Annotated in this window: 13 protein-coding genes; 7 read left to right on the top strand and 6 right to left on the bottom strand. The window is 73.7% G+C overall.

The genetic code is table 11. The features are described from left to right. The first annotated feature begins 222 nt into the window (after positions 1-222). Genes EV189_RS18975 through EV189_RS18990 form a run of 4 tightly spaced genes read left to right on the top strand, consistent with a single transcriptional unit; the run spans position 223 to position 5,570 of the window. Positions 223-2,118, top strand: coding sequence for a 2-oxoacid:acceptor oxidoreductase subunit alpha (locus EV189_RS18975; protein ID WP_130494587.1), 1,896 nt, complete (start codon positions 223-225; stop codon positions 2,116-2,118). Further along, entirely contained in the window at positions 2,115-3,164 is a 1,050-nt protein-coding gene (locus tag EV189_RS18980) for a 2-oxoacid:ferredoxin oxidoreductase subunit beta (protein ID WP_130494588.1), read from the top strand. The genes EV189_RS18975 and EV189_RS18980 overlap by 4 nt, the downstream gene beginning before the upstream one ends. Then, positions 3,146-4,090, top strand: a complete 945-nt coding sequence (rarD, locus tag EV189_RS18985) for an EamA family transporter RarD (RefSeq protein WP_231116578.1) — start codon at positions 3,146-3,148, stop codon at positions 4,088-4,090. Before EV189_RS18980 ends, rarD begins: the two co-directional genes overlap by 19 nt. A 10-nt stretch (positions 4,091-4,100) precedes the next feature. Next, positions 4,101-5,570 carry a glycosyltransferase family 39 protein gene (locus EV189_RS18990; protein WP_231116579.1) on the top strand — a complete coding sequence of 490 codons (1,470 nt, stop codon included), beginning with the start codon at positions 4,101-4,103 and terminating at the stop codon, positions 5,568-5,570. Between the two features lie 4 nt (positions 5,571-5,574). Here EV189_RS18990 and EV189_RS18995 read toward each other — a convergent pair whose 3' ends face one another. The 3 genes from EV189_RS18995 to EV189_RS19005 all read right to left on the bottom strand — a co-directional run bounded on the left by EV189_RS18995 (position 5,575) and on the right by EV189_RS19005 (position 9,036). Next, positions 5,575-6,381, bottom strand: coding sequence for a hypothetical protein (locus EV189_RS18995; protein WP_130494589.1), 807 nt, complete (start codon positions 6,379-6,381; stop codon positions 5,575-5,577). A 110-nt stretch (positions 6,382-6,491) separates the two neighbouring features. After that, positions 6,492-7,973 carry a DUF4331 domain-containing protein gene (locus EV189_RS19000; RefSeq protein WP_196788601.1) on the bottom strand — a complete coding sequence of 494 codons (1,482 nt, stop codon included), beginning with the start codon at positions 7,971-7,973 and terminating at the stop codon, positions 6,492-6,494. A gap of 130 nt (positions 7,974-8,103) precedes the next feature. Beyond that, positions 8,104-9,036, bottom strand: coding sequence for an NADP-dependent oxidoreductase (locus tag EV189_RS19005; RefSeq protein WP_130494590.1), 933 nt, complete (start codon positions 9,034-9,036; stop codon positions 8,104-8,106). Between the two features lie 59 nt (positions 9,037-9,095). Here EV189_RS19005 and EV189_RS19010 point away from each other — a divergent pair, with 59 nt between their 5' ends. Continuing rightward, positions 9,096-9,560 (top strand): alpha/beta fold hydrolase, encoded by a 465-nt coding sequence (locus EV189_RS19010; protein WP_196788602.1) that lies wholly within the window; start codon positions 9,096-9,098, stop codon positions 9,558-9,560. Here EV189_RS19010 and EV189_RS19015 read toward each other — a convergent pair. Next, positions 9,509-11,122, bottom strand: a complete 1,614-nt coding sequence (locus tag EV189_RS19015; protein WP_130494591.1) for a phospholipase D family protein — start codon at positions 11,120-11,122, stop codon at positions 9,509-9,511. The two genes, EV189_RS19010 and EV189_RS19015, sit on opposite strands and share 52 nt — an antisense overlap. A 32-nt stretch (positions 11,123-11,154) precedes the next feature. Between EV189_RS19015 and EV189_RS19020 the strand changes: the two genes are divergently transcribed. Beyond that, a complete protein-coding gene (locus EV189_RS19020; RefSeq protein ID WP_130494592.1) occupies positions 11,155-11,847 on the top strand; it encodes a hypothetical protein in 693 nt (230 codons plus the stop codon). Positions 11,848-11,857: 10 nt separating this feature from the next. Next, complete coding sequence (locus EV189_RS19025) at positions 11,858-13,264, top strand: FAD-binding oxidoreductase (protein WP_130494593.1); 1,407 nt, start codon at positions 11,858-11,860, stop codon at positions 13,262-13,264. 3 nt (positions 13,265-13,267) lie between these two features. Here the strand turns inward: EV189_RS19025 and EV189_RS19030 are convergent, their stop codons facing one another. Together EV189_RS19030 and EV189_RS19035 are read right to left on the bottom strand one after the other, a co-directional pair. Beyond that, entirely contained in the window at positions 13,268-14,677 is a 1,410-nt protein-coding gene (locus EV189_RS19030) for a glycoside hydrolase family 5 protein (protein WP_130494594.1), read from the bottom strand. Positions 14,678-15,076: 399 nt separating this feature from the next. Then, complete coding sequence (locus EV189_RS19035) at positions 15,077-16,090, bottom strand: polyprenyl synthetase family protein (protein WP_130494595.1); 1,014 nt, start codon at positions 16,088-16,090, stop codon at positions 15,077-15,079. Between the last annotated feature and the right edge of the window lie 6 nt (positions 16,091-16,096).

A 16,096-nucleotide genomic window follows, 5' to 3' on the forward strand; every position in this document is an offset into this window, starting at 1 on the left:
ACCAGCGGGCGGAGGGGAATCCCCTCCGCCCGCTGTCTGTTGCGTCTCACGAGGCGGCTGCTCAGAGGCGTGGGGGCACCGACGACCGTAGGATGGTCCGTCGGCGCGCAACGCGGAGCGCCGTGCACACCCGTCCGGCCACCTCGGGGTCGAGCAGCAGGGTGCGCACCCGTGGGTCGGCGCCGTCAGGTCGCGCCGACGATCGACCGGAGGCTAGTGCGCGTGGCGAAGCAGGTCCAGCAACTCGAGCGCGTCGTCATCCGCTTCGCCGGGGACTCCGGCGACGGCATGCAGCTGACCGGTGACCGGTTCACCGCCGAGACCGCGTCGTTCGGCAACGACCTCTCGACGCTGCCCAACTTCCCCGCCGAGATCCGGGCGCCAGCCGGGACCCTGCCGGGCGTCTCGAGCTTCCAGCTCCACTTCGCCGACCGCGACATCATGACGCCCGGCGACGCGCCCGACGTGCTCGTCGCGATGAACCCGGCTGCGCTCAAGGCCAACCTCAAGGACCTGCCCAAGGGCGCGCTCGTCATCGTCAACACCGACGAGTTCACCAAGCGCAACCTCGCCAAGGTCGGCTGGGACGCCAACCCCCTCGAGGACGACACCCTCGACGGCTGGAACGTCCGCCGCATCCCGCTCACCTCGCTCACCGTCAAGGCGGTCGAGGGGCTCTCCATCACCAAGAAGGAGGCCGAGCGCGCGAAGAACATGTACGCCCTCGGCCTGCTCTCCTGGCTCTACAACCGGCCCACCGAGGGCACGGTCACGTTCCTCGAGCGCAAGTTCGGCCGGAAGCCCGAGATCCTCGAGGCGAACGTCGCGGCCTTCCGCGCGGGCCACGCCTACGGCGAGACGACCGAGGACTTCGCGGTCTCGTACGAGGTCAAGCCGGCGCCGATGCCCGCCGGCACCTACCGCAACATCACCGGCAACCTCGCGCTCGCGTACGGCCTGGTGGCGGCGGCGCAGCGCAGCGGGCTCCCGCTGTTCCTGGGCGCGTACCCGATCACGCCGGCGTCGGACATCCTCCACGAGCTCTCGAAGCACAAGCGCTTCGGCGTCACGACCTTCCAGGCCGAGGACGAGATCGCCGGTGTCGGCGCGGCGCTCGGGGCGAGCTTCGGCGGCGCGCTGGGCGTGACGACCACCTCCGGCCCGGGTGTCGTGCTGAAGGGCGAGACGATCGGCCTCGCGGTCATGCAGGAGCTGCCGCTCGTCATCGTCGACGTCCAGCGCGGCGGCCCCTCCACGGGACTGCCGACCAAGACCGAGCAGGCCGACCTGCTGCTGGCGATGTTCGGCCGCAACGGCGAGTCGCCGGTCGCGGTCGTCGCGCCCCGCTCCCCCAGCGACTGCTTCGACGCGGCGATCGAGGCGTGCCGGATCGCGCTGCAGTTCCGCACGCCGGTGTTCCTGCTGTCGGACGGCTACCTCGCCAACGGCTCCGAGCCGTGGCACCTGCCGGACGTCGCGACGCTGCCCGACCTCCACGTCGAGTTCGCGACGGAGCCGAACCGCGAGGACGGCGCGTTCTGGCCGTACCTCCGCGACCCCGAGACGCTGGCCCGCCCGTGGGCGGTGCCCGGCACCCCGGGCCTCGAGCACCGCCTCGGCGGCATCGAGAAGGCCGACGGGTCCGGCGAGATCTCCTACGACCCGGCCAACCACGACCTCATGGTCCGCACCCGCCAGGCGAAGATCGACGGCATCGCGCGGTTCATCGAGCCGCTCGAGGTCGACGACCCGGGTCGCGAGAGCGGCGAGGGCGCGCGCGTGCTCGTCCTCGGCTGGGGCTCGACCTACGGCCCGATCGGCGCCGCGGTCCGCCGCGCCCGCCGCGAGGGGCACAAGGTCGCCCAGGCGCACCTGCGCCACCTCAACCCGTTCCCGGCCAACACCGCCGAGGTGCTCAAGGGCTACGACCGGGTGCTCGTCCCCGAGATGAACCTCGGCCAGCTCTCGCTGCTGCTGCGCGCGAAGTACCTCGTCGACGTCACGCCCTACAACCAGGTGCGCGGCCTGCCCTTCCGCGCGGTCGAGCTCGCCGAGGTCATCACCGGCCTCGTCGAGGAGGTCGAGAAGGCCGACGCCAACGAGGGAGCCCTGCGATGACCGTCGCCGACCTGCCGACGCCGAAGCTCACGGCGAAGGACTTCAAGACCGACCAGGAGGTCCGCTGGTGCCCCGGCTGCGGGGACTACGCGATCCTGGCCGCCGTGCAGGGCTTCATGCCCGAGCTCGGGGTGGCGCGCGAGAACATCGCGATCGTCTCGGGCATCGGCTGCTCCAGCCGGTTCCCGTACTACATGAACACCTACGGCATGCACTCGATCCACGGGCGCGCGCCGGCGATCGCCACCGGCCTCGCGGTCGCGCGCCAGGACCTCTCGGTCTGGGTCATCACCGGTGACGGCGACGCCCTGTCGATCGGCGGCAACCACCTGATCCACGCGCTGCGCCGCAACGTCGAGCTGAAGATCCTGCTGTTCAACAACCAGATCTACGGCCTGACCAAGGGGCAGTTCTCGCCCACCTCGGAGATGGGCAAGATCACCAAGTCCTCCCCGATGGGATCGCTCGACGCGCCGTTCAACCCGGTGTCGCTCGCGCTCGGCGCTGAGGCGACCTTCGTCGCGCGCACGATGGACTCCGACCGCAAGCACCTCACCTCGGTGCTGCGGGCGGCGGCGGAGCACAAGGGCTCGGCGCTGGTCGAGATCTACCAGAACTGCAACATCTTCAACGACGGCGCGTTCGACGTGCTGAAGGACCCGGAGACGCGCGACGAGTTCGGCATCAAGCTCGAGCACGGGCAGCCGATCCGCTGGGGCGGCCAGGGCCAGCACGGCATCGTCCGCAACGAGCGGACCGGCCACCTCGACGTCGTCGACGACGTGACCGACGAGAACGCCGGTCGGCTGCTCGTCCACGACGTGCACGCCGACGACCCGAGCGTCGCGTTCGCGCTCTCCCGCCTGCAGGACGCCTCGCTCGCGCGCACGCCGTTCGGCGTGTTCCGCGACGTCGACCGGCCGGCGTACGGCGCGCTGGTGGCCGACCAGCTGCAGCGCGCGGCCGAGACGCAGGGCGCGGGCGGGACCGAGGACGCGCTGGCCTCGCTGATCGCCGGCGGCGACACGTGGACCGTGGGCGCCTGAGCACCAGCCCCGTACCGGCCGAGGCCCGTCGCCGCTCCGAGGGAGTGGCGGCGGGCCTCGGCGCGTACGTCCTGTGGGGCGTGTTCCCGCTCTACTTCCCGCTGCTCGAGCCGGCGGGGCCGGTCGAGATCCTCGCCCACCGCATCACGTGGACGGCGCTGACCTGCGCGGTCGTGCTGGGCGTGCTGCGGATGCCACTGCCGTGGCGCGGCCTCACCCGCAGCCAGCTGCTCCGGCTCGGGGTCGCCGCCGTCGCCATCGCGGTCAACTGGGGCGTCTACATCGCCGCGGTCAACACGGGGCACGTCGTCGAAGCCGCCCTGGGCTACTTCGTGAACCCGCTCGTCTCGGTCCTCCTGGGCGTCGCCGTCCTGGGCGAGCGGCTGCGCGCGCTGACCTGGGCGGCCGTCGGCGTGGCGGCGTCCGGTGTCGCGGTGCTCACCGTGGCGTACGGCCACGTGCCGTGGATCGCGCTCGTCCTCGCGCTGTCGTTCGGGGGCTACGGCCTGCTGAAGAAGCAGGCCGCGGTCGCCCCGCTGCCCGCGCTCACGATCGAGTCCTGGGTGCTGGTGCCGGCCTCGATCGCCTCCGTCGTCGTCCTGGAGGCGCTCGGCGACGGCAGCCTCGACCGCGGACCGGGGCACGTCGCGCTGCTCGCGACGAGCGGGCTGGTGACCGCGGTGCCGCTCCTGCTCTTCGGCGCGGCGGCCAACCGCGTCCCGCTGTCGCTGCTCGGCCTGCTCCAGTACGTCACCCCCACACTGCAGCTGCTCGTCGGCGTGCTGGTCCGGCACGAGGCGATGACGGCGTCGCGGTGGGCGGGCTTCGGGCTCGTCTGGGCCTCGCTCGCGCTGCTCACCGCGGACGGGCTGCGCGGCCGCACGCGCGAGCCCGAGGAGGTTCCGGTGGAGGCGGCGTCCCGCTAGCGTCGCGGAGGTGGTCGCCCCCCGGACGCCGCTCGCGGTCCGCCCCCTCGCGCTCGGCGCCGGTGCGCTGGTCGTGGTCCTGCTGCTGCTCGCCGGCCGCTACGGCTACCACCGCGACGAGCTGTACTTCCGGGTGCTCGGCCAGCACCCGGACTGGGGCGCGGTCGACCAGCCCCCGCTGACCCCGCTCGTCGCCCGAGCCGAGACCGCCCTGCTCGGCGACACCGTGACCGCGCTGCGCGTCGTGCCGGCGGTCTGCGCCAGCGCGTACGTGCTGCTGCTGGCGCTGCTCGCCCGCGAGCTCGGCGGCGGCCGGGGAGCGCAGCTGCTGGCGGCGACGGGCGCGCTCGGGTCGTTCCCGCTCATCGCGGGGCACACGCTGTCGACCGCGACGCTCGACCTGGTCACCTGGCTCGGCGCGCTGCTGCTCGTCACACGCGCACTGCTGCGCGGCGAGCGGCGCTGCTGGCTCTGGGCCGGGGTCGTCGTGGGCCTCGGGCTGTACGCCAAGCTGCTCGTCGCGCTGCTGCTCCTCGGCCTGCTCGCGGGGCTGCTGCTCGTCGGCCCCCGGCGCCCGCTGCGCGACCCGCTGCTCTGGGCCGGCGCCCTGCTGGTGCTCGCGGTCGGCGCGCCGAACATCGTCTACCAGATCGTGCACGGCTTTCCCGAGCGGGACATGGCCGCCTCGCTGGCCGCGCACAAGGGCTCGACCGCGCGGGCGACGTTCGTGCCGCTCCAGCTCGTCATGCTCGGCCCGCTGCTCGTCCCCGTGTGGGTGGCCGGGCTGCTGGCGCTGCTGCGCCGGCCCGAGTGGCGGCCGGTGCGGGCGGTGGCGGTCGCGTACCTGCTGGTCTGCGCGTTCCTGCTGCTCAGCGGCGGGCAGCCGTACTACACGCTCGGGCTGGTGGCGTACCTCTGGGCGGCGGGCTGCGTGGTCGCCGCGCGGTGGCGGCGCGGGCTCGTGCTCGCCGCGGTCGTGGTGGACGCGGCTGTGTCCGCCGTGATCGCCCTGCCGCTCGTGCCGCTCGCCTCGCTCGGCAGCACGCCGGTGCCCGTCGCCAACCAGGTCGTGCGCGACTCGGTGGGCTGGCCGGCGTACGCGCAGGAGGTGGCGGCGGTGTGGACATCGCTCCCCCAGGCGGAGAGGGCGCACGCCGTCGTCGTCACGGCGAACTACGGCGAGCAGGGCGCGCTCGCGAGGTACGGGCCGGAGCTCGGGCTGCCGCGGGCGTACAGCGGTCAGAACCAGCTCTGGCACGTCGCGCGGCCGCCGGACTCCGCGACGACGACCGTGCTCGTCGGCTTCGGCGATGCCGGCGAGGACTGGCTCCACGAGCGGTTCGGCTCCTGCACGGTCCGCGGCCGGCTGGACGACCGGGTCGGCGTCGACAGCGAGGAGCAGGACGAGCCGGTGCGGGTGTGCACCGGCGTGCGCGAGCCGTGGAGCAGGCTCTGGCCGCGCTTCGCCCACCTGGACTGACGGGCTAGGCGGTCTGCTGCCCCTCCCCGGTGCTGGCGCCGCGGAGCGGGCGGGCGAGCGAGGCGATGACCAGCGCGCTGCCGGCGAACGCGGCCCAGGTGGGACCCACGCCGATGTCAGGGATCCAGGTGCTGATCCAGGTGCTGCCCAGGTCGCCGTCGCTGGTGTACGCCGCGTGCAGGCCGCCCACCGCCGCGACGCCCCATCCCAGCGCGAGGAGCACGGCTGCCAGCACCGCGCCGGCGCGCTCGACGCGCGGGCGCCAGGCGCCGAGCAGGAGGACGGCGGCGGTGAGGACCACGGCAGCGGTCCACGCCGGTGACGCCTGCCAGAGCCACCGGCCGTTGACCCCCCAGGCCCCGCTGCCCCACCAGGGGAAGCACGCGAGGAGCAGCAGCGGCACGGCGGCCGCAGGGCCGGGGCGGCGGAGCAGGGGTCCCAGGAGCACGAGCAGGACGGTCACGACGGCGAGGGGCGCTCCGGCGTCGAGCACGGCGTACGCCGCGGCGCGGCCCGCTGGGGCCAGGCCCGTGGGGACGGCGTCGCTGCAGAAGACGAAGTCGACGCCGTGACTGCTGGACCTGCTGGGCCGTGGGGCGACCACCGCCACGAGCACGAGGACCGCTCCCAGCCCGGCCCGCAGCGGGGCAGCACGGCCTGGGGCCACGGCGAGGGCCAGGGCAGCGAGCAGCGCACCCGTGGTCCACCAGTCGAGCGGGCCGCGGAGGCAGCCGGACGGGCCGTGCAGGCGGTCGAGGACCAGGAGCGCGGCGGACGCCGCGGCGAGCAGCAGGAGCGGTCGGCGCGGCACGCGAACAGTCTGGCGGACCTCCGGGCGGTCGGCAGCGATCCGGCCGATACCGCGCAGGACCTCCTCGGCGGGGTCGCCGCCGAGGAGGCCTGTCGCACTGGATCAGCCGGTCAGGCGGTCACGCTCCGCCGCCGGCGCGCGTACGTGCCGGTGAGGCCGAGCAGGAGCAGACCCGCCGCGGCCGTCCCGACCAGCCCGGGAGCTGCCGAGCGCAGCGCGCCGGGACCGTTGCCCCCGTGGTGGCCGGAGCCGCCCGTCAGCAGGCTGACGCTGGTGCTGTCGCTGCCCTTGGGGATCGAGCCCGAGTGCGGCAGCGCGACGTACGGGAACGAGCTGGTGAACCCGGCGTCGTTGGCGTCCACGCCGTCACCCAGGTCGTTGGGGTAGCCGACCAGCTCGCCGGCCACGGCCTGCAGGCTGATGTCGATGACGTCGTCGCCGAGGCGCCGCCCGTTCGGGAAGCCCTGCACGTCGCCGCCGAGCACGCCCAACCGGTCGGGGTGCGCCGCCACCGGGGTGGAGGTGTTGACGCGCAGCTCCTCGGCCGGCGTGACGTGGGCCGGCTGGTTGAGGCCCTTCACCCCGGTGAGGAAGACCGAGACGAGGTCGTTGCGCGGCTCCGCGGGCACCGGGAGGCCGTAGACCGCGTTGAGCAGGTGCGGCAGCTCCGGGGCCGTGACGTACGGCGCGAACTGCGCGTCGTCCTGCGGCTTCGAGGCGTTCCAGGCGTCCTTGTCCTTGACCGGGATGACCACCTCGTTGACCAGCGGGTTGCCGAGGCGGCTGACCTGCACCTGCTGGCGCTTCGCGTTCTCCTTCGTCACGGTCGTCCACACGCCGACGACGGGGTCACCGTCCTTCACCAGGTCCTTGATGGGCACCTGGATCCCGAGGGTGTTGACGTTGTAGCCGCGCAGCGAGTCGTTGCCGACCTCCGAGAGGTTGCCGCCGTACAGCAGGTCGAAGACGCGCAGGTCGAGGAAGAACGGGTCGTCGGCCTGGCCGGCGAACGACGTGCCCGTCGCCCCGCTCCGGTCGAACGGGACGACCGCCTGCTGGCGCAGGGAGGCGTAGTCCGGCATGGACGCCGCCCCGACGTAGGACGGCGCCACGGGGGCGCGGTGCAGCACCCGGGGGCTGCTCCCGCCCTCGATCCGGCGGACCGTGTAGATCTGCCGGAAGTTGAGGTCGGGGTCGGTCAGGCTCGTGACCGGACCGGTGTTGTAGAGGAACGTGCCCGGGTTCTGGTAGCTGCTGCTGAACTCGAACTGGTAGACGATGTCGGCCTTGCCGTCCCCGTCGTTGTCGATGTTGATGTTGTAGAGCGCATCGTCGTCGAACGGGTAGAAGTTCGGGCCGCCTGCCGGGTCCTCGAACGGGATGAAGTTCCCGAGGATCGTCAGGGTGTCCGGGGCGTCCGGGCTGCGGAAGGCGTAGACGTCCGTGGCGTCGTCCTTCGGCATCCCGGAGATGAGGGGCGCCTCCCGGTGGGAGGACGCCGAGGCGGTCGGGGCGAGCGCGACGCCCGCCGACAGCAGCGCGAGGCTGCTGAGGGCGACGGGCGCTGCGCGGCGCAGCAGGGAGGGGGACACGGCGAGCCCTTTCTCGAGCCGGCGGTGTGACAGGTGCCACACCGAGCCCAGTTCGGAGACGGGCGGGACGCGGATCGGCGCGTTCCTGTGAACAGCAGGAGAACAGCCCGATCGGGCAGAGTCCGGGCCACTAGGGCACGAGGACGACCTTCCCACTGGCGTGGCCGTCCTTGCTGTGCCTGTGCGCCTCGGCGACCTCCGCCAGCGCGTACGCCCGGTCCACGACGACCACCAGGTCCCCCGCTCCCGCCTGCCGGGCGAGCTCGGGCCGCGCGGCGTCGCGCAGCTCGGTGCCGGGGTCCGCGCCCGGGCCGCCGCCGAGCAGCCGGATCCCGGTGTCGCCGCGCCCGAACGCCGCGATGGACGCGATCCGCTGCACGTCGCCGACGAGCTCGAGCGAGACGTCGACCGCCTCGTCGGTCCCCACGGCGTCGACGGCGGCGTCGACGCCCTGGGGAGCAGCGGCGCGTACGCGGTCGGCGAGGCCGTCGCCGTAGGTCACCGGCTCGGCGCCGAAGCGGCGCAGCAGCGGGAAGTTCCGCTCGCTCGCCGTGGCCACCACCGCGGCCCCCCGCAGCTTGGCGAGCTGGACGAGCATCAGCCCGACGCCGCCCGCCCCGCCGTGCACGAGGACGGTCTCGCCGGCCTCGAGACCGACAGCCGTGAGGGCGTGGACGGCGGTCGCGCCGGCGAGCATGAGTCCCGCGGCCTCGGCCCAGGGCAGGCTGGCGGGCTTCGGGACGAGCGCCGTCGCGGGCACCACGACCTGGTCGGCGTACGCCCCGCTGATCCGGAGGGCGATGACCTCGTCGCCCACGGCCACGGTGTCGACGTCGGGCCCGAGGGCGAGGACGACGCCCGCCGCCTCGAAGCCCAGGCGCAGCGGCAGCTTCGCCGGGTCGCTGCTCCGTCCACCGCTGTAGGTCTTCCAGTCCACGGGGTTGATGCCGGCCGCGCGGACCTCGAGCAGCACCTCGCCCGGGCCTGGCGGGTCCAGCTGCACGTCGGTGACGGACAGGACGTCGGGGTCGCCGTACGCGGTGGCGACGACAGCTCTGGTCATGCGGCTGTCCTGCCCGCGAGGATGGCGCTGACGCACGACGACGGAGGTCCGCTGCGGACGTGGTCCTGTTCCACCACGCGCAGGGGCTCACCCGCGGCGTCCACGCCCTCGCGGACGCGCTCCGCGCAGGCGGAGCCCAGGTCACCACCCCGGACCTCTACGCCGGGCGCACCTTCGCCACCCTCGAGGACGGGGTCGCGCACGCCGAGGAGCTCGGGTCGGAGGAGGTGCTGGCACGCGGCACGGCTGCGGCGCCGGAGCGACCGGCGGTCTACGTCGGGGTGTCGCTCGGCGCCCTCCCGGCCCAGGCCCTGGCACAGACCCGTCCGGACGCGCTCGGCGCGGTGCTCGTCAGCTACCCCTGCGACGGTCACCTGTTCGTCGACAGTGGCCTGGCGGCGTTCGTACCCGGACAGCACCGCCCGGCTGCTGCAGCGCGTACGCGCCTTCCTCGACCGGCTGTGACGAGTCCTCAGAGCGTCCGCGCCAGGCGCATGCGCAGCGGCCGGCCGTCCGGGTCGTAGAGCACGCGGTAGAGCGGCTCCGCCCACACCCGCTGCCAGGCGCGTACAGGATCCGGCCGGTGAGCCCGCGCCTGCCCCGGCGGCCGGGCACCGCGCCGGCTGCTCCCGTGCCAGTCGTCGAGCGCACCCGACCGCTGGCGCCACAGGTCGAGGGCGCCGTCGAGGTCGAGCAGCCGTTCGTCGTCCGCGGGCAGGGCGAGGTGCTCCGCCCAGAGCTCCGCGCGCAACGAGCGTGGGAGGACCCGCGCGCCCTCAGCGGTTCCTGCCGGGTCGCGGGGCTCGCGCGCGTCCCGCTCGGGGTCGACGACGGCGCAGGTCGCCTCGCTGTCGCAGGTCCACGAGCGGCGGTTGAGGTTGTCCGACCCGCACGTCATCCAGATGTCGTCGACCACGCAGACCTTGGCGTGGACGTAGATCGGGGTGCCGGCGGTGTTCTCGAGGTCGAAGACCCCGACTCGGTCGGGGGCCGCAGCTCGCAGCCGGCGGATCGCCTCGAGCTGGCCGATCCGGTTGGGCGGCCCCGTGAAGAACCCGTCGCTGTCAGGGAACCTCGGCACGACGGCGATGACGCGCAGGCCCGGCTCACGCCGCAGCGCACCCGCCAGCGCGTCGGCGACGAGGGGCGACCAGAGGTACTGGTCCTCGATGTAGACCAGCTTGCGGGCCAAGGAGAACGCCTTGAGGTACGCCCGTGCGACGCTCCGCTCGCCGAGCGGGGCGAACGGGAAGCCGCGGTGCTTGCGCCCGTAGGTCCGCAGCACCTGCACCGCGTGCGCTCCCGCTGCCGGCGGTGAGGGCAGCTGCTCCGGGAGCGGCTCGGGGTGGCGCGGCATCCGGGCCGCCCGCTGCACGGCCATCCGGTACGGCGTCCGCCGGTCGAGCGGCCGGTGGTCGTCCCAGCGCTCGACGAAGGTCTGCAGCACGTCACCCACCACCGGGCCACGCAGCTCGAGAGCCGCGTCGTGCCAGGGAGATCTGCCCTCGTAGCGCTTGTCCATCGGCTGCTGCTGAGGGTCGGCACCGTGCTCGGCGTCGTCACGCCGCCCGTGGCAGAGGTCGATGCCGCCCACGAAGGCGACGTCCCGCTCGGGTGCCCCGCGGTGCTGCACCACGACGACCTTCTGGTGGTGCGAGCCGAAGCGGCGTACGCGCTGGTCCAGCAGGACCTCCCCGCCGGCCTCGTTGAGCTCCTGGCCGAGGCGCTGGTTCTCCTGCGCGCTGAACGTCGCCCGGTCGCTGTGCGAGCGCCAGAGCAGACCGCGTACCTCGACACCGCGGGTGGCGAGCGTGCAGAGCAGCTCCCCGATCGTCGGCCCGTCGGGCAGCAGCCGCTGGTCGGCGTCACCGCGCCAGTCGGTGAACCACAGCCGGTCCCCCGGCACGAGCGCGTCGAGCTCGTCGTGGAGCCGCCGGAAGTACGTCGCGCCGTGGACCAGCGGGCGCACCTCGTTGCCGGTGGTCCACGCCAGGCCGTCGGGGTGGCGCCGGTCGATCCGCGTCGCCGGGTTGCCCCGCTCGTCGGCCGAGAGGAACCAGCGGCCGGGAGCGGGGTCGGGGGCCATCCCGGCACGCTAGCCGGTCGTCGCGCAGGCCGGTGGTCGGCCTCGACAAGGACTCCGCAAGCGGACGGCAAGCGCCCCGCGGCACCGTCATCGACGAGCAGCGGGCGACCCGCCCGCACGACCAGGAGGACCTCACCATGAACCGCAAGTTCCGCCTCGGCCTCGCCGGCGCCGCGCTCGTCGCCAGCAGCCTGGCCGCCCCCATCGCCTCGGCCCACGAGGACGGCGAGACGACCCCCACGCCCGTCCCGGTGCACATGACCGCCACCGACCGGGCCGAGCTGACCGCGCTGTACGACATCGTCAAGCCCTACAAGGACATCCAGAAGGCCCTGGCGGACGGGTACGTCCCGGCCTCCGAGTGCACGGAGTCCCCCGCGGGCGGGATGGGCGTGCACTACATCCTCCCGGCGCGCGCGGGCGCCCCCATCCAGTGGGACAAGCCGGCGCTGCTGCTCTACATGCCGCTCCCCCACGGCAAGTTCCGGCTCATGGGCGCGGAGTACTTCAAGGCCGACGCCGACCAGGACCTCACCACGGACGGCGACCGCCCCTCGCTCTTCGGCCGACCCTTCGACGGCCCGATGCTCGGCCACTCGGCCGACATGCCGATCCACTACGACCTGCACGTCTGGCTGTATCAGCACAACCCCGCCGGACTCCTGGAGCCGTGGAACCCCACGGTGCACTGCCCCGTGCCCACCACTCCCGCGACCGAGAACTAGGACCAGGACGATGACCATCACCACGACCAGCACCGACACCGCGCGCGCCGAGCTCGCCGCCCTGCTGCCCGGGCAGGTCCTCCTCCCGGGCGACGCGGGCTGGGAGGCCGGCCGCCTCGGCTGGACCGTCTCCGCCGCCCAGGAGCCCTGGGCCGTCGTCACCGTCGAGGAGGAGGAGGACGTCGCGACCACCGTGCGCTTCGCCGCCGAGCGCGGCCTGACCGTCTCCGCCCAGCCGGTGGGGCACGGCGCCACCACCGCGGCCACCGGCACGATCCTGCTGCGCACCAGGCCCTTGCGCGGCATCATCGTCGACCCCGAGCGGCGCACGGCGCGCGTCGGCGCGGGCGTCAAGTGGGGCGAGCTGCTGGCCGCCGTCGCCCCGCACGGGCTCACCGGCCTCGCCGGCAGCAGCCCCGACCCCACCGTCGTCGGCTTCAGCGTCAGCGGCGGGCTCAGCTGGTTCGGCCGCGCGTACGGCCTCGCGGCGCACGCCCTGCGCGCTGTCGAGCTCGTCGACCCCAGCGGCCAGCACCGCCGCATCACGGCCGAGAACGACCCGGAGCTGTTCTGGGCCGTACGCGGCGGCGGCGGGGAGTTCGGCATCATCACCGCGGTCGAGATCGCGCTGTTCCCCGCCCCGCACGTCTACGGCGGCCGCATCATGTGGCCGCTGGAGATGGCCCGCCCGGTGCTCCGGGCGTACCGCGACGTGACGCGCTCCGCGCCCGACGAGCTCACGACGTGGGCGCACATCCTGCGCTTCCCGCCGATCCCCGAGGTGCCGGAGCCGCTGCGCGGCAGGTCCTTCGTCTCGGTCGAGGCGACGTTCCTCGGCTCGTCCGAGGACGCCGAGGAGCTGCTCGCGCCGCTGCGTACGCTCCCGGCGGTGGTGTTCGACTCGATGGGCACCGTCCCGCTCGAGCGCCTCGGCGACATCCTGCAGGAGCCGCTCGACCCGATGCCCACGCAGGAGGTCTCCTGGCTGCTCGAGGACCTCGACGTGGCGACGATCGACCGGCTCGTGGACGTCGCGGGCGCCGGCGTGCAGACGCCGGTGCTCCTCGTGCAGCTGCGCCACCTCGGCGGCGCGCTGTCCCGGGGCTCGGTGGAGGACGGCCCGAACGGCGCAGTTCCCGAGCAGTACCAGGTGTTCTGCCTGGGTGTGCCGGTGAGCCCGGAGGTCGTGGCCGGCATCGCGGCGACCTCGGCGCAGGTCACCGAGGCGGTGGCTCCGGTCGCGACCGGACGGACGTTCTTCACCTTCCTCGGTGCGGAGACGGACCCGAGCCGGGCCTTCACGCCCCGCTCGCTCGAGCGGCTCCGTGACGTCAAGCGCGCGGTCGACCCGCGCGGCACCGTCCGCGGCAACCGCCCGCTGCTCCCCGCCGCGCTGCCGGCGCAGCGGGAGGCGTGAAGCTCAGCTCGCCCCGGGCTGCGCACGCAGCACGGCAGCGAGCCCCTCACGGACGTCGCACTGGTCGAGGGCGAAGGACCGGGCGAGGCGCTCCGCCTCGTCCGGTCCCACGCCCGCGAAGCACGCCGCGAACTCGTCCACCATCGGCTCCGAGAGCATGACGCTGCGGACGAGCACGCCGATCCAGTGCTTCTGCCCCCACGGGAACGGCGTGAAGTCGGGGAACTCCTCCTCGAAGAGCCGCTCGAGCGGCTCGAGGACATGGCGGATCCCGCGGTCGCTCCCGCCCCAGCGGTCGACGCCCAGCCGGCGCTTCTTCTCGAGGACAGGCGCGATGCGCTGGAGGTACGCGCTGTCCGGCCGCGCGGTCACCACGCCCTGCAGGCCGATGTCCTTGTAGGTCCACAGCGCCCAGCTCGCGCCGTGCTCGGCGTAGATCGCCAGCTGGTCCTGCAGCAGCTGGAGCCGCTCGGCGTCGCGCTCCGGGTCGCCGGTGTAGACCGGCCCGAACTCGCCGACCCAGATCGGGGTGCCGGTGCGACGCATGAACCCCGTACGCTCCAGGAAGACCTCCTCGACGACGTCGCGGTCGTAGAAGCGGCCGCGCGCCTCGCCGGGGTAGCGCCCGTCCTGCGTGATCACGGGGAGCACGTAGTCGTGCGCGGTGAACACCGCTCCCTCTGGGACCTCGCTGAACATCGAGAAGTCCGTGGAGTAGCGGTTGCCGTCGAGGAAGAGCACCTTGTGCGGGTCGACCGCACGGATGGCCGCGACGAGCCGCTCGTAGAACGGGCCGATCCGCTCACCGCTCGCGTCGGCCGGCTCGTTGACGGGGTTGTAGCCGCCGACCCAGGGGTTGTCCCGGTAGCGGTCCGCCAGCGCCTCCCACAGGTGCACGACGCGGTCCTGGAACTGGCGCTGGTTCCAGAACTCCGACCAGTTGGTCGGGTTGTCGCTGTGCCAGTGCTGGTTCTGCCACCCGGGCAGCGCGTGGAGGTCGAGGATCGCGTAGATCCCGTGCTGGGCGCATGCGTCGACGACCCGGTCCAGCCGCCGGAACCCCTCCTCCTTGAACTGGAACGGCGCGTCGTCGTCCTCGAAGTGCTTGTAGCTGAAGGGGACCCGCGCCGAGTTGAGGCCCAGCCCGGCCAGGAACTCCGCGTCGGCGGGGGCGAAGAAGCTGTCCAGCAGCACGTCGAAGAAGCGGGTGTACGCCTCCTCCCCCATCGCCCGGCGCAGCGCACGGCGCTGCTGCGACTCCGTCCCCGGGAAGCCGGTGATGAAGTTCTCCATGTTGAGGAAGCCGCCGAGCCCGAAGCCGCGCAGGACGACGGTCGCACCGGTGCCGTCGACGAGGCGGGTGCCCTCGACGTGCAGGGCCTTGCTGCTGCTGGGGACTGCGCTGTCCGGCATCGTCGCTCCCTGGCTGGGCGGTGGCTGCCGCTCGACAGTAGACGACCGGCTCGGATCTCACTCAGCACGTACGCCGGGGCCAGGCAGCTCGCCGCCGCCGCGCCGGTCTGCCGTGAAGTTGATCAGGTTGCCCGATCGAGTGGGAGCCCGACCGTACGAGATGTGCCCCAGTCACATCGGATTACGGCAGCACGGCGACCACGTCGTACGGGTCGCCTGATCAACGGGCCGGAGCGAGGGACTTGGACGCCCGCACCGGGCCGGCCCAAGACGTGCATGATCACCGGGAGGGGGCGCGCGCCCCGACCCCATGATGTGCATGATCACGAGCTGGGGGTACGCGGGCCCCCCTCCCCGCGCCCCAGGACGTGCATGATCACGAGCTGGGGTGGCGCAGGGTCAGCTGGCGCGCTCGACCACCGCGGCGCAGAGGGCGTCCAGCGCCTCCTTGGCCGGGCACTCCGCCAGCGGCGCGAGCTCCGCGCGGGCGCGGTCGGCCCAGCGGCGTACCTCCGCGTGGGCGTCACCCAGCGCCCGGTGCGCCCGCAGCCGCTGCACGGCCTCGGCGAGGGCCGCGTCGTCGGCGAGGTCGCCGTCGAGCAGGGCCAGCAGGCGCCCGTCCTCCGGGTCGGCCGCGTCGGCGATGCGGCGGAAGCAGAGCACCGGGAGCGTCTCCACGCCCTCGCGCAGGTCGGTGCCGACCGCCTTGCCGGAGACGGCCGAGTCGGACTCGACGTCGAGCAGGTCGTCGGCGAGCTGGAAGGCGACGCCCACGAGCTCGCCGTAGCGTGTGAGGACCTCCGCGACGCCCTCGCCGGCCCCGGCCTGCAGCGCGCCGAGCCGGCCGCTGGTCGCGATGAGCGAGCCCGTCTTGTCCGCGAGCACCGCGAGGTAGTGCTCGAGCGGGTCCCCGCCCCGCGGCCCCTCGGTCTCGCGGATCTGGCCGACGACGAGCCGCTCGAAGGTCCGCGCCTGGATGCGCACCGCCTCGGGGCCGAGGTCGGCGACCCGGGCCGCGGCGCGGGCGAAGAGGAAGTCGCCCACGAGGATCGAGACGGAGTTGCCGAAGCGCACGTTGGTGCTAGGAGCCCCTCGCCGCAGCGTCGCCTCGTCCATGACGTCGTCGTGGTAGAGGCTCGCGAGGTGGGTCAGCTCGACGACCACCGCGGCCTGGCGGACCTCGTCGCGCTCGGCGTCCCCGAACTGGGCGGCGAGCAGGGTGAGCAGCGGGCGGAACCGCTTGCCTCCGGCGTCGACGAGGTGGCGCGCCGCCTCCGTCACGAGCGGGTAGTCGCTCGTCACGTCGGCGCGCAGGAGCTCCTCCACCGCGCCGAGGCCGGCGGAGAGGTCGGCCTCGAGCGAGGGGTGGAGGGCGGGCAGGCCGAGGCTGCTGGCGGCGGCGGACGTAGGCATGAGGGC

The organism is Motilibacter rhizosphaerae, assembly GCF_004216915.1.
Taxonomy (GTDB): domain Bacteria; phylum Actinomycetota; class Actinomycetes; order Motilibacterales; family Motilibacteraceae; genus Motilibacter; species Motilibacter rhizosphaerae.

What these genes read in the sequence shown, in the direction of transcription:
- EV189_RS18980 (WP_130494588.1), top strand. Translation starts at nt 2,115, where the DNA reads ATGACCGTCGCCGACCTGCCGACGCCGAAGCTCACGGCGAAGGACTTC.
- EV189_RS19005 (WP_130494590.1), bottom strand. Translation starts at nt 9,036, where the DNA reads ATGACCAGAGCTGTCGTCGCCACCGCGTACGGCGACCCCGACGTCCTG.
- EV189_RS19015 (WP_130494591.1), bottom strand. Translation starts at nt 11,122, where the DNA reads ATGGCCCCCGACCCCGCTCCCGGCCGCTGGTTCCTCTCGGCCGACGAG.
- EV189_RS19025 (WP_130494593.1), top strand. Translation starts at nt 11,858, where the DNA reads ATGACCATCACCACGACCAGCACCGACACCGCGCGCGCCGAGCTCGCC.
- EV189_RS19030 (WP_130494594.1), bottom strand. Translation starts at nt 14,677, where the DNA reads ATGCCGGACAGCGCAGTCCCCAGCAGCAGCAAGGCCCTGCACGTCGAG.
- EV189_RS19035 (WP_130494595.1), bottom strand. Translation starts at nt 16,090, where the DNA reads ATGCCTACGTCCGCCGCCGCCAGCAGCCTCGGCCTGCCCGCCCTCCAC.